General features: G+C 61.9%; 15 protein-coding genes and 1 pseudogene. 2 read left to right on the top strand and 14 right to left on the bottom strand.

Going from position 1 to position 17747, the window contains the following annotated elements:
* Window positions 1-75: 75 nt before the first annotated feature.
* The 12 genes from ccsA to der form a co-directional block, all read right to left on the bottom strand.
* Complete coding sequence (gene ccsA, locus ACFMO7_RS04810; RefSeq protein WP_376794377.1) at window positions 76-819, bottom strand: cytochrome c biogenesis protein CcsA; 744 nt, start codon at window positions 817-819, stop codon at window positions 76-78.
* A gap of 66 nt (window positions 820-885) precedes the next feature.
* Window positions 886-1572, bottom strand: coding sequence for a heme exporter protein CcmB (locus ACFMO7_RS04805; protein ID WP_376794376.1), 687 nt, complete (start codon window positions 1570-1572; stop codon window positions 886-888).
* 1 nt (window position 1573) lies between these two features.
* Window positions 1574-2410 carry a heme ABC exporter ATP-binding protein CcmA gene (gene ccmA / locus ACFMO7_RS04800; RefSeq protein ID WP_376794375.1) on the bottom strand — a complete coding sequence of 279 codons (837 nt, stop codon included), beginning with the start codon at window positions 2408-2410 and terminating at the stop codon, window positions 1574-1576.
* A gap of 81 nt (window positions 2411-2491) precedes the next feature.
* The gene (locus ACFMO7_RS04795) at window positions 2492-3907 is read right to left on the bottom strand and encodes a carboxypeptidase-like regulatory domain-containing protein (protein ID WP_376794374.1); all 1416 of its coding nucleotides are present in this window, start codon (window positions 3905-3907) and stop codon (window positions 2492-2494) included.
* Window positions 3882-4271 carry a hypothetical protein gene (locus ACFMO7_RS04790; protein WP_376794373.1) on the bottom strand — a complete coding sequence of 130 codons (390 nt, stop codon included), beginning with the start codon at window positions 4269-4271 and terminating at the stop codon, window positions 3882-3884. Before ACFMO7_RS04790 ends, ACFMO7_RS04795 begins: the two co-directional genes overlap by 26 nt.
* Complete coding sequence (locus ACFMO7_RS04785) at window positions 4268-4852, bottom strand: cytochrome c-type biogenesis protein CcmH (protein ID WP_376794372.1); 585 nt, start codon at window positions 4850-4852, stop codon at window positions 4268-4270. Before ACFMO7_RS04785 ends, ACFMO7_RS04790 begins: the two co-directional genes overlap by 4 nt.
* Complete coding sequence (locus ACFMO7_RS04780; protein WP_376794371.1) at window positions 4849-7044, bottom strand: heme lyase CcmF/NrfE family subunit; 2196 nt, start codon at window positions 7042-7044, stop codon at window positions 4849-4851. The genes ACFMO7_RS04785 and ACFMO7_RS04780 overlap by 4 nt, the downstream gene beginning before the upstream one ends.
* Before the next feature lie 141 nt (window positions 7045-7185).
* Window positions 7186-7650: a cytochrome c maturation protein CcmE gene (locus ACFMO7_RS04775; RefSeq protein ID WP_376794370.1), complete on the bottom strand. Its 465-nt coding sequence runs from the start codon at window positions 7648-7650 to the stop codon at window positions 7186-7188.
* Between the two features lie 214 nt (window positions 7651-7864).
* Complete coding sequence (locus ACFMO7_RS04770) at window positions 7865-8344, bottom strand: CopD family protein (protein WP_376794369.1); 480 nt, start codon at window positions 8342-8344, stop codon at window positions 7865-7867.
* Between the two features lie 138 nt (window positions 8345-8482).
* Window positions 8483-9130, bottom strand: a complete 648-nt coding sequence (locus tag ACFMO7_RS04765) for a TlpA disulfide reductase family protein (protein WP_376794368.1) — start codon at window positions 9128-9130, stop codon at window positions 8483-8485.
* Between the two features lie 330 nt (window positions 9131-9460).
* Window positions 9461-10024 (bottom strand): type 1 glutamine amidotransferase domain-containing protein, encoded by a 564-nt coding sequence (locus ACFMO7_RS04760; RefSeq protein WP_376794367.1) that lies wholly within the window; start codon window positions 10022-10024, stop codon window positions 9461-9463.
* A 326-nt stretch (window positions 10025-10350) separates the two neighbouring features.
* Window positions 10351-11778: a ribosome biogenesis GTPase Der gene (gene der, locus ACFMO7_RS04755; RefSeq protein ID WP_376794366.1), complete on the bottom strand. Its 1428-nt coding sequence runs from the start codon at window positions 11776-11778 to the stop codon at window positions 10351-10353.
* Window positions 11779-12093: 315 nt separating this feature from the next.
* Here der and ACFMO7_RS04750 point away from each other — a divergent pair.
* Together ACFMO7_RS04750 and ACFMO7_RS04745 are read left to right on the top strand one after the other, a co-directional pair.
* Window positions 12094-12306 (top strand): annotated as a pseudogene (locus ACFMO7_RS04750) (Clp protease N-terminal domain-containing protein); the annotation flags it as partial.
* Entirely contained in the window at window positions 12299-12544 is a 246-nt protein-coding gene (locus tag ACFMO7_RS04745; RefSeq protein ID WP_376794365.1) for a Clp protease N-terminal domain-containing protein, read from the top strand. The pseudogene ACFMO7_RS04750 and the gene ACFMO7_RS04745, both read left to right, overlap by 8 nt.
* 38 nt (window positions 12545-12582) lie before the next feature.
* Here ACFMO7_RS04745 and ACFMO7_RS04740 read toward each other — a convergent pair whose 3' ends face one another.
* Window positions 12583-16029: a hypothetical protein gene (locus ACFMO7_RS04740; protein WP_376794364.1), complete on the bottom strand. Its 3447-nt coding sequence runs from the start codon at window positions 16027-16029 to the stop codon at window positions 12583-12585.
* Window positions 16030-16229: 200 nt separating this feature from the next.
* Window positions 16230-17525, bottom strand: coding sequence for an NAD(P)/FAD-dependent oxidoreductase (locus ACFMO7_RS04735; protein WP_376794363.1), 1296 nt, complete (start codon window positions 17523-17525; stop codon window positions 16230-16232).
* Between the last annotated feature and the right edge of the window lie 222 nt (window positions 17526-17747).

The following is a 17747-nucleotide window of genomic DNA, read 5'->3' as shown; positions in this document are numbered from 1 at the left end:
CCTCCTCTGCTCTGAGCCTGTAGCAGGCTCATGAGCCAACTCCCCAAGCGCCTTTCAAGTCTCCTCTTCCTCTCTCTAATCGGCTGCCTGCAGGCGAGCGCGCAGCCGCCAGGTCAGGTATTGAAGGCGCACCATCTGATAGAGCTGGATCAGCAGCGCCCCATAAAAGAGCGTGAAGCTGGTCAAAGCGAGCATCAAGACCAGCACGACGGAGGGAGGCAGAGCGCCAGGGGTACCGATCTCGGCCGCCGGGTGAAGGGTACGCCACCAATTGACCGACTCGTAGATGATAGGGACATCGATAACGCCAAGGATAGCCAGCACCGCGCCGGCGCGTGCGCTGGTAGGTGTTTTGCCAAGGTAACTGCGCAGCATCAGGTAGGCGATATAGAGAAACCAGAGAATCAAACTGGTTGTCAGGCGAGCGTCCCAGGTCCACCAGGTTCCCCAGGTTGCCCGGCCCCAGAGGGAGCCTGTCACAAGCGTCAACGTCGTGAAGACCGCCCCGGCCTCCGCCGCGGCCAGCGCCAGCCAGTCCCAGCGTTCGTCTTCGCGCCACAAATAGACGGCTCCTCCGAGCGCCACGATCACGAATGAGAGCATGGCCAGCCAGGCCACCGGCACATGAAAGTAGAAAATACGCTGTGAAAGGCCCTCGATGGCATCGGTAGGAGCGTAGAGAAAGATCGCCCATATGGAAATCATCATGCCCACGAATGCCAGAGCGCCGAGCAGCAGCGACACCAGAGGCAAGGGCGGCCTTTTTGTCGGCATGGCGGCCTCGCGTAGAGCCGCATCACCCTTATTGATCACAGCCATACGGTCCGTTCCTCCTGGCGGGCGGGCGGCCCACCAACCCTTATCAAAAGCTTGCTCACGTCTTGTTTACTCTTCAACTATGTAGGAGAAGGTCAGAAGTGCCAGGCTGAGAAAGATCACATCGAAGGCGGCCAGCAGTCCCAGCCAGGGCGGCTCAGCGGGCGCAGCGATCATCAGCGCTCCCGTGGCCCGTACCGCCGCGATGACGACTGGCACGATGAGCGGGAAGACCAGCAGGGGCAGCAGCAGCTCGCGGGCGCGCGTGGCCGCGGTCATGACCGAAAAAAGAGTGCCGATAATGGCCACGCCAAGTGTGCCGAGCAGTACGATCGGCAACAGCTCGCCGCTGAAGAGAGGAACCGAGAAGAGGGCGGCGAAGATCGGCAAAGCGACCAGCTCGACAACGCCGATAAAGAGCAGATTCCCAAGCAGCTTCGCCAGGTAGATGGCGCGGCGATCCACCGGGCAGAGAAGCAGGCGGTCCAGGGAACCGCCCTCGCGCTCCGCGGCGATCGTGCGGCCCAGGCCAAGCAGGCTGGCAAAGACAAAGGCTACCCACAGCGCCCCAGGGACCACGGCGGCCCGATTCTCGACGCGCAGGTCAAAGGCGAAATTGAAGATCACAAAGACCAGCAGCGCGAAGAGGCCCATACCCAGCCAGGTTTGCTTGCTGCGCAGCTCATAACGAATATCTTTTCCGAGGATTGCCAGCACCTGATTACAAAAAAGGCGGAAGTTGCTCAGCGCACCCATCTCAGCTAACCACCTCCTGATAGACTCGGCGCAGCTCAGCCAGCTCCAGGCCAGCCGCGCTTTCCTGATAGACGATTCGCCCTCCCTTGAGCATGACCAGGCGATCTGCCTGCTGCAGAGCGAACTCTGGCCGGTGGGTTGTTAAGATGAGTGCCCCACCACGAGCCGTTTGCTCGGCCAGCAAGGCGGACAGGAGGGCAGTGCCGGCTTCATCCAGTCCCGTTTCGGCCTCATCGAGCAGGAGCAGGGGCGGTGCATGTAAGAGAGCACGAGCCAGGGCCAGGCGTTGGAGCTGGCCGCGCGAGAGCGAGCCGACGCGCTCGCGCGCCCTTCGGGCCAGACCGACCCGTTCCAGCAGCAAGGAGGCCCGCTCGCGCCCATGGGTCACCCCATACATGCGCGCAAAGAAGAGCAGATTTTCCAGAGCTGTCAACTCCTCATAGAGATAGGGTTGATGCGCCACAAAGCCCACCAGGCGCCGCACCTCCTGGGCATCGTGCACACAATCCAGGCCCGCTATCAGGGCCTGACCTGCCGTAGGGCGTGTCAAACAGGCTAATATCCGCAGGAGCGTCGTTTTCCCGGCTCCGTTAGCTCCCAGCAGAGCCAGCCGTTCCCCGGCCTGCAGGCTCAGGTCGATGCCGCGCAATACCGGGCGGAAAGCAAAACTCTTCCTTAACCCCTGGATCTCTACTAATGGTCGCCCGCCCGCTGAGTGAGGCAACCGCTCCTGTTCCCCTGCTTCCGCGGTCAAAGAAGGCACTTCCCCTTTGGTCCGACTGCTTTCGCGCTTGTCGGCTCGCTCATTGCTGCCAGTGGTTATCATTGTGATCCCCATCTGCTCCTGATCACGGCTCTGCTCTTCTCATCAGCGAGGCCGGCCAGGTTCCTGGCTGCCATCTCTGGCACTCCGCCAATTTTACCCTTTCTCTGGGCGGCGCTTGGAGTGAGACGAGGAGCGGGCGGTATCAGCCGTCTGATGCTCTCCCGTTCGGCGCCGCTCTCCCTTTTCCTGCTCAAGGCTCATTAGAACGCGCAGGCGCTCCTTGATCCTGGCGCGCTCTTCGGTATACTCAGCCTTCTTGAGGCGTCCCTCCTCGAAGGCTTTATCCAGCTCCAGCAACTGGCGCAGCAGCAGATCCTGCTCGCTGCTCGCCGCTGCCACTTTCTCCCTGCTCGGATGCGTTGCCTCTGCCCGTGCGGCCGCGGGGCGCTTCGGGGCATGCTGACGATCTCGCCCCTTCTTCTCGCGCCAGCGCTGGAAGAGGTGATAGAACAGCGAAGAGAGGACGATAATCGCCAGCATTACCAGAACGCCGCCGACCAGCCAGACCCAGGTTGGGACCAGGAGCAGGCCGCGGCTCTCGTTCTGGTCTGCGCTCAAGGGCAGGCCCTGCAACTTGATGTGGACCTGGTCGCCGCCGCGGAAATTCTGGTTCTGCAGCAACAGGTAGGGATGGTTGTTTGCTGTCATCAATCCCTTGGAGGGGAGAGCACCCGAAGTGGCCTGCAGGGCGGGCGGTGTCAACACCGAGAGCTGCACCGTTGGATAGAAGAATGTATAGGCAAAATCATAGCTGGTGCTCTGATAAGGCACCTCGAAGGAGAAAGAGAATTGCGTCTCTCCCGGCGGCACCGCGGCATCGCTGGCGAAGCCGCCCGCAACCTGGACGGCCTCGACGCCGTTAAAGCCCTGGGCCAGAGCCACATTGCGCGCCCCCTGGGGCAGCGAGAACAGCAGCGCATTGGGACGCCCCTGGCTGGCGTTCAGCGACCCGACATAGGTCGTTTTCCCCACGTTCTGGAAGAAGTAGATCTCCGAGACCGTGAAGGTCCCCTTGCTGGCATCTGGCTCGTGCACCAGAATCGTCGCCTGGACCACTGCCAGATCCGCACTGCTGCTGGTGGCATCATAGACTCTTAGCTCGATCTCCTGCCCTGGCTGCTTGCTGAGGTCCAGCAGATCAGAGACATACTGAGCGCCCTGGTAGCGGGTATAGACCGCGTACTTGACCGTGCTGGCCGTCGCCAGGCCAGAGAAGAGAAAGGCCCCCTGGCTATCGGTCTTGACCGTTGTCAGGTCGCGTGCCGAACCATCCTGGGCCATCTGTAGTGTCACGCTTTGCCCTGCCACAGGAGCATTGTTATGAGTCCCATTCACCAGATGACCGCGGATCGTTCCCGTGTTGGCCCCACTCGCGGCCCAGCTCAGAGCAGTTGGCCAGCCGAGCCAGACCAGCCAGAAGAGGGCTAACACCACAAACACAAACACCCGAGCCAGGGAAGGGCGACCGCGGCCAGGTCCACCGCTAGGCTCCATTGCTTCTTCCGGCATCTTCCTCCCTCAATAGGCGCAAGCGCTCCTCAATCAAAGTATCTAGTGCCCTTTCGCGCATGTGGCGCTCCCTGAGCGCGAGCAGCGCCCGTCGCAAATAGCGCTCGCGCAAGGAGCGATAATCAGCTTCTGCCAGGTTACCGAGCTGATACTCCAGCTCAACCTCATGAAGGGCGGCGCGTGCCGCCGCCTCCTCCTCAGAAGGGACCGATTCGGCGGCCGAAGCAAGCTCCCATCCGCCATCGGTGGAGATAGCGGCCTGCTGGTCTATCGGGCGTACCAGCGGATAGAGCACCAGGGCCAGGGCCAGCAGTCCCAGGGGGATGGCCACCAGCAAAGCCAGTGGCGAAGCAGGCAAGATCATCGGGCCTCCCTCCGTGCATGCAGCGGCTGAAAGAGCGGATCATCGGCGGCCAGCTCCGCCTCCAACTCTCTGCGGTAGCCTTCCAGCTCCTCATCCAGTTCTGGGGCCGAGAGTGAGAGGGCCGTCTCCTCGGGCGACGAAGCCGGACGAGCGTCATCCGTGCGGCGCTGGCGCCACTCGCGCAGAACGAAGAAGATCAGGACCACGCCGCCCAGGAGTGCGGCTGGTGGAAGCAGCCAGACGAGCAGGCTGAAGCCCTGGCGAGGCGGGTTCCAGAGAATCGTCTCTCCGTAGCGATCCACGAAGTACTGGATCACCTCCTGCTCTGAGCGGCCCTCTTGGAGCTGTTGGCGAATGACTGCCCGCATCTGCTGAGCCAGCTCAGAAGGTGAGTCCTGGACCGACTCGCCCTGGCAGATTGGGCAGCGCAGCTGAGAGGCTACCTCAGCCACCCGCTGGTCCAGGGTCGTCGTCCTTGGATGAGAAAGATAGGCAAACCACCAGACAAAGGCAATCGCGGCCACCAGCAGCAGGGCCAGGACCGGGACCAGGGTTCGTGCTCGTATTGAGGGCCCTCTCATTTGCCTGCCTCCTCCTCAGGCCGTGCCGGCAGCAGCTCTGCGGGGGCAGACGAGGATGGGCTGACGGCAGCCGGCTGTTCGTCGACTGGCGCCGTGGCCGTCACCTGCTCCCTGCGCTCCTGCTGACCGGTCGCTCCTGGGGCGGGACCGCTTGACCGCTGGGAGACCCCCGAGGGCAAGGCCAGGCTCGCAGCTCTCTCTCCTCCCTCGGCGACCAGGAGAGGCCTTCCCTGCCGGCTGAAGCGAGCGCGAGCGGGAGGCTCCGGCCACCAGCATACCAGGCCGCCCAGAATCAGGACCAGCCCACCCAACCAAACCAGGACCGTCAAAGGATTCACATAGATATGGACCGTCGCCTGGGCCGCTCCCTGCCAGTCTTCCAGAAAGACGTAGAGATCTGTCAGGCCGTAGGTCGTAATCGAGATCATGCTGGCCGGCTGATCGCTGAAGTTATGGTAGATCTGGCGTCCGGGATAGATATAGCGCAGGAGTTGGCCATGTTGCCAGATCTGAAACTGAGCGACAACCACATCCTTCTCGGAGTAGAAGTTCTCGATGTTGCCCAGGTAGATGAGCTGGTAGCCGGCGATGCTCACCTGCTGGCCAGGCTTAAGGGTCGCATCGGTTTGCATCTGGAAAAAGTGAGAGCCGATCACCCCCACGGCCAGAATCAGCAGACCGAGGTGCACCAGGTAGCCCCCGTAGCGGCGGCGATAGCGCGCGAAAAGCATCAGCAAGGCTTGCAGATACGGCTCGCCGTGGCGGTGGCGCACCCGCACTCCGCGCCATAGCTCATACAGAATAGCGCAGCCCGTGAAGCTGCAGACCGAGAAGGCCACATTGGCCCACAAAGACGAGACCCCAAGCAGGGGGAGAACAGCCGCACAGAGGGCCGCCAGCAGGGCAGGAGGGCCGAGATTGCGACGCAGGGCCTGGAACGAGGTTCGGCGCCAGGCCAGCAGCGGGCCAACCCCCATAGCCAGCAAAAGTAGCAGGAAGAGTGGGCCAGTCACCTGATTATAGAAAGGTGCCCCCACACTCATCTCCTCATGGCGCACAAAAGCCGAGATCAGGGGGAAGAGCGTTCCCCACAGCGTTGCAAAGGCGATCCCCACCAGCAACAAATTGTTCACCAGAAAGATTCCCTCGCGGGAAACCACCGAATCGAATTCCTGCTCGGCGCGCAGCCGGGGCAGACGGAACAAGAAGAGGCCCAGGCTGAAAACGATCACCAGCGCCAGAAAGGCCAGAAAATAGGAGCCGATCGACGAGTAGGCGAAGGAATGGACCGAGCTAATAATACCGCTACGCACCTCGAAGGTGCCGAAAATCGACAAAGCGAAGGAAGCGATCACCAGGGCCAGATTCCAGACCTTCAGCATCCCACGGCGCTCCTGCACCATTGTCGAGTGCAAGAAAGCCGTTGCCGTCAGCCAGGGCAGGAGGGCCGCATTCTCCACGGGGTCCCAGCCCCAGTAGCCGCCCCACCCCAGCACGTGGTAGGCCCACCAGGCGCCCATCAGCAGGCCGGCGCTCTGGATCGTCCAGGCGGCCAGCATCCAGCGTCGGAGCGCGCGCAGCCATTCGCTATCGAGACGACCGGTGATCATGGCGGCCACCGCGAAGGCGAAAGGCAGCGAGAAGCTCATATAGCCCATCAGCAGCAGCGGTGGATGCAGCAGCATACCCGGGTCCATCAGCAGCGGATTGAGGCCGATGCCATCAGCGGGGGGGTGGGCAAGGCGCACGAAGGGGCTGGAGACCGTGGCCAGCACCACCAGGAAGAAGGTCTCGATAGCCATCAAGGTGGCCAGGACATAGGGGACCAGCGCCGCCGGGGCTTGACGCGAGGTCAACACGAAGAGGGCCGAAAACAGCCCCAGCGTCAAAGCCCAGTAGAGCAGCGAACCCTCCTGTCCGCCGTAGAAAGCCGCCGTCACATAGTACCAGGGCATGCTCAGGCTAGAGTGCTGGGCCACATAGCTCACACCAAAGTCGTGCAGCAGAAAGGAGGCCACCAGCGACCCCGAGGCCACCAGTAAGAAAGCCGCAACCGCCAGCGTCGCCCGGCGGGCGCTGGCCACCAGAGCCTCACTCTGTCGCCAGGCGCCGACTACCGCCGCCACCGGTGTATAGATCGCGAAAAGCAACGCCAACAGAATAGCGCTCGCGCCCAGATCAGAAACGTACACAGCTCTCTTCTCCCTCGAAGGCACTCCCACAGGCGGGCAGCCAGCTCTTCCTTCATCCTGGCGGGCTGCCGCTGGGGTAGGTAGAGAAGGCAGAGATCAATCTAAGGCAGAAACAAAGTACTACCGCTGCCGGACCCGGCCTCAGCTGCTGCTGGGCGTTGGCGTCGCGGCCTGGAACTTCGACGGACATTTTGCCAGCAGCGTCTGAGCCTGGAAGGCGCCCTGGCCATGGTAGTAGCCCTCGACTACCACCTGAATGCCCGCGCGAAAAATATCGGGCACCACGCCGCTGTAGACCACTGGCAGCGATTGCCGATTGTCCGTAATCACAAAGCTGACCGTCTGATCGTGGCGCGTAATCGAGCCGGGCTGCACCAGGCCCATCACTCGTACCGCCTGGCTACTGCAGGTCGTACAGTGTTTCAACTCGGCGATTGTCATATAATACACAGCGCTAGAGCGCGTATTCGCCACAATCAAATAGGTGACGGCAGCGGCAATTGCCAGGCCAGCAACCAGCAGCCCGGCGGGAAAGCGCCGGCGCTTGCGCGCTGGGATCTGGACGGTATCCTTCTCGGTCTGAGTAGAAACCACAGCCGACTGCACGAAAGGAACCTCCACACAACTCAAAGGCGAGCCTGGCCCGCAGACAGGCGGCCCGCACGTCTCTCCTTCGGTTCGTAGCTCTCTGTGTCAACTCGCTCGCTCGCTCGCTCGCTCTTCCGCTCTCTGTGGCCGGCTGCCAGGCCGGCGAGAAGAAAGCTGAGCGCTACCGGCGGTACAGCGCGAGCCAGGAGCCAGGCCGAAGCTGATCGCCTGACTAACGGCTTGTAAGGCTAGCTTCGAACAGGATATTGAGCAGGGCGCCGAGGGCGAAGACCACCACGCCCAGAGCCAACATCAGACGAGGAGCGACCTGAGCAAAACGAGACGAGCGCCGAGCCAGTCGACGGATCGGACTCTGCCCCAGATAAAAAGCCAGAGCAAACAGGCAGAGCGCCAGAGCGATCTTCAAACTGAGCGTCAGCACATAGGGCCAACCGAGATCCGTCTCTGTCAGGCGATCGACCGTTAAAAAGGCCCCGCTCACCAGGAGCAGGCCAACGCAGCCATTGACCAGGCGTCTGAAGCGCGCCGCGATCTTGGCGGCCAGCTCAGGTGCAGGAGCAAGGCGCAGCGCCGGCTGCACCACCAGCAAGTACATCATGCTACCGCCGACCCAGGTTGCGGCGGCCAGCGTATGGATCGCCCGCATGATCAAGAGCAGCCCCTGGGGCAGCAGAGCCGGCAGCCAGTCCATAGCCAGCTTCCTTTATCCTCCTGAGCCAATTTCCAGTTGTTTTCCTTTCTGCCTGATTTGCCTGCCTGGCCTGGCTATCGCCTCTGGCCTGGCCCCCAAGCCAGGCCAGGCTCCTGCTGGCAAGCGTTTGGCGTACCCTTAGTGGTTCAGCAGTTCCAGGCCCTGCTCCAGAAGCTGGACTGTCAGCTCGCCCTCATGCCAGCCTACGATTCTGCCCTGGCGATCGATAAAGATGGTCGTCGGCAGATTGGCAACCCCATAGCTGATGGCCGTGGCCCCGTTGCTATCGCTCACATTGGTATAAGTGATGCCGTGGGCTTGCAAGAAGCTCAGGGCATCGCTGCGGTTGTCCTGGAAATCGAGGCCCAGAAAGACGATACCCTGGCCCTGTACGCGCTGCCATGTTGCCTGGAGGACCGGAGCCTCGCGCTGGCACGGCTCGCAGGAGGACTGCCAGACGTTGAGCACGACGGCCTGCCCCTTAAAATCGGAGAGAGAGATCGAGCTATTCGACCCGGTGCCTGAAGCCAAGAGAGGCAGGCGAAAATCTGGAGCCATCTTCCCCACCATTGGTCCGCTGAAGCCTGCCGGGGCCGCACCACTGCTGGTCGTCCTCTGCCCTGGGGCGGGAGTCAGCAGCTGCGACCACAGCACAGCCAGCAGCGCCACATTCAGCAGGCTGACAATCGCAAAAATTGCGATGCTACGTTTCCGTCTGCGTCGTGCCAGGGCCAGCTCGTTGGCCGTCGCGGGGCTGTCATTAACCGGTAGCGTTTCGCTGCTCATCGGTGCCCTGTTCGTTTTGCGTGCGAGATAATGCCAGGCTAAATTATGAGGGTGCTGCCTGATAGCGGGCTTGCAATCCTTGACCCATACCTTACAATAGCCTGAATATCGGTAGCTGTCAAATAAGTGGCGGTCAGCCCTCGCGGCCAGGCCTGCTGGCTGGGCTGGCTACCCTCAGACCGGAGAAGCGCAGCCTTGCCCGGCCTGGTCTGACAGACGGATGAAAAAGGCGCCTGCGAGAGGGCGCTGCTCGACTGAGCTTTGCTGCGTCGCTCTCCAGGCGCCTCACTTCGTGCCGACAGAAGCGGCTCGCCTGACTTTCAAAAACCCTTAGCCACGGGCGCTCACCCGGCTCTGGGCGAACAGCTCAACCATGTTCCGATTGAAAGCGGGAAGATCGCGAGGGCTGCGGCTGCTCACCCAATTGCGATCGCGCACGACCTCTTGATCGACCCAATTGCCGCCGGCGTTGCGGATGTCATCCTGGATCGTATGGTAGCTCGTTAAAGTGCGTCCACGTACCAGGCCAGCGGAGACCAGCAGCCACGGGCCATGGCAGATGACCGCGATGGGCTTACCGGCGGCGTCGATGCGCCGTACGAATTCCTGGGCCTCGCGCAGCACGCGGAGCGCATCGGCATTCAAGGCTCCGCCAGGCAGGAGGACCGCATCGAACTCCTCTGGTTTGGCCTGCTGCAACGTCAGATCGACCGGGAAGCTGTCACCTTTCTCGACGTGGTTCACGCCCTGGATCTGCCCTTCTTTAGGCGCCACGATGACCGCGCGCGCTCCTGCCTCTTCCAGCGCCTTCTTAGGCTCAGTCAGCTCGACCTGCTCAAAGTAATCCGTTGCCAGGATGGCCACGCGCATACCTTGCAGATTCGTCCCTTGCATCGATCGCAACCTCCTTTGCAAAGGTCAAGAAGCAAAGACAACGATGGGCAGAGCAACATCTCCCATTCCCATCCCTCACAGACTGCTCTACCCAGAGGTACACGCATTCCCCCCCTTGCAAGGAGACTCTGCCGTTGCAACGCAGCCGACGGCGGGGGCAGCCGGGGGTCCCGCTGCCTTCGGCCAGGCAAAGGAAGAAAGAACGGAAAAGAAGGATGAGAAGACAAAGGTGAGTTCCGGCCCCTGGGCCTGGATAGGACAGGCGCGACCAGAGGGAGGCCCCTGCCGAATCGGGCCAGGCGGACAGGCGCAACAGACCCTCTCGCCTAGCCCAGGCGAGGTAGCTCCACCTTCGAGCGGGCCCGGAAGATCAGGCGGATCCCCGTGCCGGCGAAACCGAAAGCCTCGCGGAGACGATTTTCCAGATAGCGCTCGTAGCTGAAGTGCAGGTAGTCCGGGTTGTTCACGAAGAAGACGAAGGTTGGTGGATTGACCTGGACCTGGGTGGCATAAAAGATCTTCAGCTGATGCCCGTGAAGCGTCGTTGGATGATGACGACGGACCGCCTCCTGCACCACCTCGTTCAGGCGCGCTGTGGGAATACGCACGAAGCGTGTGTCGGCGATCTCGATCGCCTTGCGCAGCAGCGACTGCACGTGGTAACCGGTCTTGGCCGAGGCGAAAACCACCGGAGCATAGGGAATGAACTTGAGGCCGGCACTCAGAATTTTGCGGTACTCCTCGGCCTCAGCGATCTCACGGGTCAGGCTGATTGGTTCTCCCCGACGCGAGGCGCGCCGCAGCTCCTGGACGACGTCCCACTTGTTGACGACCACGATGATCCCTTTGGCCTGCTCGTGCACGTAGCCCGCGATGTGCGTATCTTGGGCCGCCAGTCCCTCGACGGCATCGATGAGCAAGAGGGCCACATCGCAGCGATCGATGGCCCGCATCGAGCGCATCACGCTGTATTTCTCGATGCCCGGCACGATACGCCCACGTCGCCGGATGCCTGCGGTGTCGATGAGCACGAGCTTGCGATCCTCAAAGAGCAGCTCGGTATCGATCATGTCGCGCGTCGTGCCAGGAACCTCGCTCACGATGGAGCGCTCGTAGCCCAGAATGCGGTTGAGCAATGAGGACTTCCCGACGTTCGGGCGCCCGACAATCGCAATGCGGACTTGCTCCGTTTCGTCCTCCTCGGCCTGCTCGTCGGGCGTGGCTGGCGGGAGGGACTCGACAATCTTGTCCAGCAGGTCGCCGGTGCCCAGGCCGTGCAGCGCTGAGATGTCGATCGGCTCGCCCAGGCCCAGGGCGTAGAACTCTGGGGCATGCTGGCTCTGTCGATCGTTATCGGCCTTATTGGCAGCCAGGATCACCGGCTTGTTGGTGCGACGCAGGAGAGCGGCCACCTCCTCGTCGGCTGGCGTGATGCCGGTGCGCACGTCCACCATAAAGACGATAACATCGGCCTCCTCGATAGCCAGACGAACTTGAGCGCGCACGTGCTCCATCAGATCGCCGCTGATCCCGCTCAAGCCGACCTGGCCTGGCGGAGTGGCCTCACCAAGAGCCAGGCCGCCGGTGTCGATGAGGGTAAAGCTGCGACCATTCCAGTCCGTATCTCCATAAAGGCGGTCGCGCGTCGTCCCAGGCAGATCTTCGACGATGGCGCGCCGCTCACCGATCATGCGGTTGAAAAACGTAGATTTGCCGACGTTCGGTCGGCCTACAATGGCGACAAGTGGCTTCATAGCCCCTACCACCCCTTTCTTGCGGTCCCGCAAAGGAGTCTGTCAGAACAAAAAACAGCCTGGGTCTGATTATAACACAAATTCCGGCCTGCTTTGAGTCCCGATTTTTCGCCCCCGCTCTCCTCATTGCAAAATGTCATAGTGGGGAAGCTCGTGCCTGCATGCCTGAGGTCGTCTAAGGGACTGAAGGGAGGAGCAAGAGAGCTTACCGGGAGAAGCATTTCTTTCTGTTAGAAGTGACTGGACCGCAAAAGCCACAGCAATGAGCCGCTCATTGAGGCCGAGAAGCGGGAGCAAGAGCTGTCCCGGCCTGACTTGCTGCTGCTTGGCCGCAAAGGCGGGCGAAGCAGCGTTCAGGGTCGTTTTCAAGGCTTTACCAGTGATGTCCAGCTAGCCCTACGCGAAGCCCAGGAAGCTGCAGGAAGACATCAGCAGAGCTACATTGCTTCAGGGCATCTTCTTGTTGGACTGGCAAGCGGTACCTCCACCGCTGTTGCCAGCTTGCTGAAGAGACTGGAGGTTGACCTGGCTCTGCTTCTGCTGCGAGCGGCCACTGAGCGGGCCATTGCTCTGGCCGTCGACGGAGTGTGCCAGGAGCAGCCAGCCTGGCTTTGTGGGCGGAGAGCAGCTGCTCCTGACCCTCCTGCGTCGGCAAGGGACCCTGGCGACCGCGGCTCTTGAGCGGGCTGGTCTCCGCCTGGAGAAGGCCCGCGCGCCGCTACATCGTCTGCGGCGGGATGAGTCCCACCCCGCCGCTGGGTTGTGAGAGCCAGGAGCGACGAGACGCGTGCTCGCTGCGTCCAGCTACTTGAAGCCGAAGGCGAAGATATGCAGGTGGCCGCCCAGCACTGTTGTCGGCAGCGTAATGCTCTTGACCGTTTTCTCCGGGTCCAGGGGCAGCTCCGCGTAGAAGACGTAGGCTGGCTGCAGTTGTGGACCGCCGGGGCGATTATAGTAGGCCGTCACGATGGCGATGCTATTGCCACAGCTCGGACTAAAGGAGCCGCCTCCGAGCGTCCAGTCGCTCAGGCAGAGTGGCAGGGCCTGAAGCGAGCCATCGCTATAGCGAACCAGCACCTGGCCGTGGGCGCCCGAGGGATCGCTGTGGTCTGCCGCTCCCAGCAGAGCCAGGATGGTTCCGTGAGGGCTGCCGGAGAGAGGAATGGTCTGTCCGTTGGCCAGGTAGTTATTGTTCGCTCCCGAAGCGATATTCGGCCAGCTAAAGGTCACTCCATTGTAGACTAATGGTTGCCAGGGGAAAACCCCAGCGGCTGCCAGGGCCTGGGCCGAGTAGCTGGCCCCCGTACCATCGAAGTTGGCGGCCTGAGGATTGCTGTCATCGCTTGTACCGGCATTATTGTAAGGTGTCTCCTCCGCCGTCTTGGTCGCCACAGCAAACACGTGCAGCAGGCCCTGATTAACCCTGGCTGGTAGCGTCACGCTTTTGACCGTCTTGCCGCTCTGTAGGGCCACCTCGGCGAAAAAGATGTAGGTCTTCATAAACTCCTGCCCTGTCGGCTGGTTGCGGTACGGCAGCGTCAGAAAGATGCCATTGCCGAAGGCTGGTCCGCGGGCCTTGCCCTCATTGAGGGTCCAGTCGCTGAAGCCGAGGGTGAACGGCTGGCGGCTGCCATCGCTGTAGTTGACATAGGCTGTACCGTAGGAGGGGCCGCCCGAGGCGGCGCCCAGAAAGGCTAGCAGGCTGGCGTTCTTCTGGGGTGCTACTGGCAGCGTTTGCCCGGCAGCGATATAGTTGTTGAGTTGGCCGGCTGCCGCGTTGGGCCACTGAAAAACCACGCCGGAGACGCCGCGGTAGAAGGCGTTATCGCCGGGATTGATCCCGGCTTGCTGTAGGGCCTGCAGCGAGTAGCTGTGACCGGCGTTGTCGAAATTGGCGTGGGCGGGCAGGTGGTCATCGCTCACCCCAATGTTGTTATAGCTGCCGTAGAGGCCCCTGGTGGCGAGAGCAAAAATGTGCAGGCGGCTGGAACCTGCCGGTTCCAGGGGCAGGGTCACGCTCTTAAGCGCTTTGGTCGGGTCGACCGCGACAGCGGTGTAGAATAGGTAGACTGCCACCGGTTGCTGACCGCCTGGTCCGTTGCGGTAGCTCATCGTAGCCACCAGCTTATTATTAAAAGCGGGCGCGGCGCTTGTCCAATCGGTCAGGCCGAGTGTAAAGGTCTGTGTTGAGCCGTCGCCGTAGTTGATGCGTGCCAGGCCGCTGGTGGATCCCTGCGTGGCTGAGCCGAGGAAGGCGAGCAGGGTCACGCCTGGTCCACTGTTCAAAGGAATAGTCTGGCCATTGGCCTGGTAGTTATCCTTGACCCCAGCCGGCAGATCCGGCCAGATGAAGGCCAGGCCGTCGCAGAGCACGCTGGCCCCTGGCGTGATGCCGGCCTGAGCCAGGGCTGTCGCCGAGTAGCTATATCCCAGGCCGTCGTAGTTGGCTGCCTGCACGTTCTGCGTAAAATCGTCGCTGATGCCCACATTATTGTAGGTTACCGGCGGAGGGGGAGAGCTGCTTTTATTGAGCAGGCCGTAGATCGTCAGCATGGTCTTGGTTGGCACGAAGACCCGGCCATCGGCGATCGTTGGCGTACTGAACTTCACGTAGCTATCGAGCGTATCATAGTCCGGGTCCTGGGCGCTGCTGTACAGCTCGTGGCTCAGGTTGGTGGCATCGTAGGCGCGCAAGATGCCGCCTGGATCGATCAGCCAGAGGATACCGTTGCTGGTTCCGTTGCTGGAGAGGGAGGGATTGCCGCCCGAGAAGAGAAAACTTCTCTCGGGTGTCTGGGAGCTGGGTGTGGGCGGCAGGAGGGCCTGGCCCTTGCTGTTGCGCTGCAGGCGGTAGGCCAGAGTGGGGCGTCCGACGCTGGAAACATAGACGTACTCCGCGCTTGCGCTGCGCCAGTAGGCTGGAGTTCCATACATGCCGCCGACGGTGCTGGGGGGAGTTTCCTGAAGAACCTGGTCCACATCGGTTCGGCTGCGATTGCTTTCTGTGCAGGGTTGGGTGACAGTTGTGAACTGGCCCAACTTATTGGTGTCCAGCACATAGATGCGGCCCTCCTTGCCGCCGCCGATCAGCTCTGGGTAGGAGGGGAGCAAGAGTGGGCCGCCCGAGCCGAGATCGGCGTCGGCCTCTCCCAGGCACTCCTGATTGAACGGAGCAAAGTAGTCCAAGAGGCGCAGGTCGGGGCTGAGCTTGACAAAGCTGTCGCCCAGGGACGGATGCGGTGCGGAAGGCTCAAAGTCGCCGTTTCCGCTGATGAAGTAAATATTGCCCTCGCTATCGGCGGCCAGACCACCGCCGCCGTGCCAGACGCCGGCTCCTGCCCCATCGGGCGTCACATTGAAGGCATGGGTTTGATGGAAGCCGTTGCCATCGTAGGTATAGCTGATAATCCAACCATGGTAAGGCATGTTATCGCAGAATGAGCCCCAGGCGATGTAGATCTGGCCGTTAGCCAATAGCAGTGCGGCGCGCTGGCGCTCGTAGCGAGGGTCGAAGCTCACCGTTCCGTTCTGGCTACCGGCCCCTTGACCAGAAACGCTGGCTCGAACCACTACCGGGCTGCCGGGACGCTCGCGGCCTGTGCTGATGTCGATGGCATGGAGCCGATCGAAAAACTGCCCGTTGGCGTTTTCCGAGAAGGTCACGAAGAACATGGTCCGTGTTGCCGGATCGATGACCGGCGTACCGGTAATCCCGACCTCCGGCACCGTATCGCCGCAGGCCACGTCCTCCCAGGCGACCGTTGTCTCGCCGGCGGGCAGGTAGTTGACGTGCCAGAGCGGAGGGGGGGCACTATTGCTGGCCTGGGCGTCGGCGTCAAAGGCGTAGATGCTATCATGCTCGGTCGCCACGAAGACCACATTGTGGAGCGTCCCATTAACGTTGAGGCCGGGCACGTAGAGAGGCTGGGCGTAGATCTGGCCATCGACTGGATAGGCAACGCGCTTGCCGAAGCTCTGGGCGTTGACGTTGCTCAGGGTCAGGATCGTCTCGGTCGTGTTCTGGCCGCTGCGCCAATTGTCGTTTTTGTAGGTCAACACGGCGGTGTGGCCGCTGTTCCCGGGGGCTTTTGCCTGGGTTCGGCCCGCGCTGGTTCCCGCTGGGGTATGGGACTGGTGCAGGGGCAGTCGGCTGCCCATCAAAGGACCTGGCAAGAGTGTGGCGATCAAGGCCAGCACCATCACCAGCCAGGTTAATGGATGGCGCTGGCGGAAGAAACGAGCCTGGCTCATCAACCCTCCTCCTCTCCTCGCTCTCCGAAGAGACCGTTGCTTCCGTTGCTTCCGTGCAGCTTGAGCATCTTGTTTTTTCAGAATAGTGGCAATGTATCTGATTTGCTTTGAGTCAGGAACAAAAGAGCAGCAAGGATGAAGTAGAAAACTGCTCTACTTGTAGTTTAGGATTGGGGAGGAAGAGGGAGGAGGGTGCTGCCTCAGCGTTGAGAGGGAGCTGACTTCTCCTCCTCCAGGATCAGGCGAACGAGGCGCTCGGCCAGGGCGATGGAATAATTCTGGCCGCGATCGTGGGGATAGACCTGGAACATATTAGCCAGCCAGAGGCCGGGCAAGGGGGTTTTGAGAGGGGGGATATGCGTGCGGTAGTCGGGGGTCACAATTGGCTGGGCGAAGGGGGCGCGGAACATCCAGCTCTCGCGCACCCAGGAAGGATCGAAATCCGGGCGAATGCGGCGCAGGTGGGGCAGGAACTCCCTGAGAACTTCTGCTTTCTCCATCTGGAAGAGCGGGTCATCCATCGGGCGGTAGTTGCCCAGGTAGAGCAGATGGCGACCGCCGTACTCCTCGGGAGGGCGCAGGTTGGTATGCTCGACGATGCTCAGGAAGGGGTAGCCGGGGTCACAGATATTGAGCCAGTAGGTGGCGGTCAGGCGGCGATCGAGGGCCAGGATCAGGCAGTGAGCGCCATAGGCCTGGCCCCAGTCGTAGCGAGCGCGATAGTCTGGGGGCAAGGCAGGGATCAGGCGCAGTGTCAGGCGGGTTGCCAGGGTAGAGACCACCCGATCGACCGTCCAGGTACCGCGGGTTGTGCGCACCTGCCAGCGGCCATCGGCGAGCGGCTCGGCGCCTTCGATGCGGGTTCCGAGCAAGATCTTGCCGCCGAGGGCCGTGATCCGTTCCGCCAGGCGGTCGTAGAGCTGTTGAAAGCCGCCTTTGAGGTAGCCCAGGCTGGTGGTGCGATCGTGGAAGCGGGCCCAGAACCAGGGCAGAGCGATCTGTTCGTGCAGGGAGCCGAATTTGCTGACAAAGAGTGGCTCAAAGACCAGCTCGTAGGCGCGTCGGCCCATCCAGCGTCGCAGCCAGGGGGCAGCGGTGCGGCCCTCCAGTGGCCAGGATGGGGAGAGCTTCAGAAAGGCCGCTACGGCTCCAACGCGCAGGCGCTCGTAGAGGCGCAGCGGGCGGAAGGCCAGCAACGACGTGGGCGAATCGAGACGATAGATCTGGCCCTCGATGAGGGACTCAGTGCGTGGGGTGGACCAGACCAGTTGTGGGCCGAGGCCCAGCTCCTTGATCAGGCGAATGGCGGCGCGGTCGGTGCGGAAAAGATGGTGATAGAACTTCTCCAGCCAGATCCCAGGCTCGATCTGGAAACCGGCAGCCAGACCGCCAGGCACTTCCTCCTGCTCGAAGACCATCACCGCTTGGCCGGCCTGAGCCAGGCGGTAGGCAGCCACCAGGCCGAGCGCTCCGCCTCCAAAGATAGCGTACTGCATACTGTTGCTCCTCTCCCTGGTGCTTTCGCGATGACCCTCGGGCCCTTGTGGGAGACTGCTGAGCTGGGGCTGGGTGGCCTGCCAGTTGCCAGGGCCGATGGTGGTTGGCTACTCCCTCAATGGGCGCGCCTACGCACAGGTAGGAGGGCCTCGCCTGCATCCTTGCGCTGTTGCTGATTGGCATCAATTGTACCATAGCGACGATCGCTGTACCAGTCCCCA

The sequence above is a fragment of the Thermogemmatispora sp. genome (assembly GCF_042408735.1).
In the GTDB taxonomy this organism is placed as follows: domain Bacteria; phylum Chloroflexota; class Ktedonobacteria; order Ktedonobacterales; family Ktedonobacteraceae; genus Thermogemmatispora.
This window is presented reverse-complemented; position numbering and strand designations above follow the sequence as displayed.

What these genes read in the sequence shown, in the direction of transcription:
- ccsA (WP_376794377.1), bottom strand. Translation starts at nt 819, where the DNA reads ATGGCTGTGATCAATAAGGGTGATGCGGCTCTACGCGAGGCCGCCATG.
- ACFMO7_RS04805 (WP_376794376.1), bottom strand. Translation starts at nt 1,572, where the DNA reads ATGGGTGCGCTGAGCAACTTCCGCCTTTTTTGTAATCAGGTGCTGGCA.
- ccmA (WP_376794375.1), bottom strand. Translation starts at nt 2,410, where the DNA reads ATGGGGATCACAATGATAACCACTGGCAGCAATGAGCGAGCCGACAAG.
- ACFMO7_RS04795 (WP_376794374.1), bottom strand. Translation starts at nt 3,907, where the DNA reads ATGCCGGAAGAAGCAATGGAGCCTAGCGGTGGACCTGGCCGCGGTCGC.
- ACFMO7_RS04790 (WP_376794373.1), bottom strand. Translation starts at nt 4,271, where the DNA reads ATGATCTTGCCTGCTTCGCCACTGGCTTTGCTGGTGGCCATCCCCCTG.
- ACFMO7_RS04785 (WP_376794372.1), bottom strand. Translation starts at nt 4,852, where the DNA reads ATGAGAGGGCCCTCAATACGAGCACGAACCCTGGTCCCGGTCCTGGCC.
- ACFMO7_RS04770 (WP_376794369.1), bottom strand. Translation starts at nt 8,344, where the DNA reads ATGGACTGGCTGCCGGCTCTGCTGCCCCAGGGGCTGCTCTTGATCATG.
- ACFMO7_RS04765 (WP_376794368.1), bottom strand. Translation starts at nt 9,130, where the DNA reads ATGAGCAGCGAAACGCTACCGGTTAATGACAGCCCCGCGACGGCCAAC.
- ACFMO7_RS04760 (WP_376794367.1), bottom strand. Translation starts at nt 10,024, where the DNA reads ATGCAAGGGACGAATCTGCAAGGTATGCGCGTGGCCATCCTGGCAACG.
- der (WP_376794366.1), bottom strand. Translation starts at nt 11,778, where the DNA reads ATGAAGCCACTTGTCGCCATTGTAGGCCGACCGAACGTCGGCAAATCT.
- ACFMO7_RS04740 (WP_376794364.1), bottom strand. Translation starts at nt 16,029, where the DNA reads ATGAGCCAGGCTCGTTTCTTCCGCCAGCGCCATCCATTAACCTGGCTG.
- ACFMO7_RS04735 (WP_376794363.1), bottom strand. Translation starts at nt 17,525, where the DNA reads ATGCAGTACGCTATCTTTGGAGGCGGAGCGCTCGGCCTGGTGGCTGCC.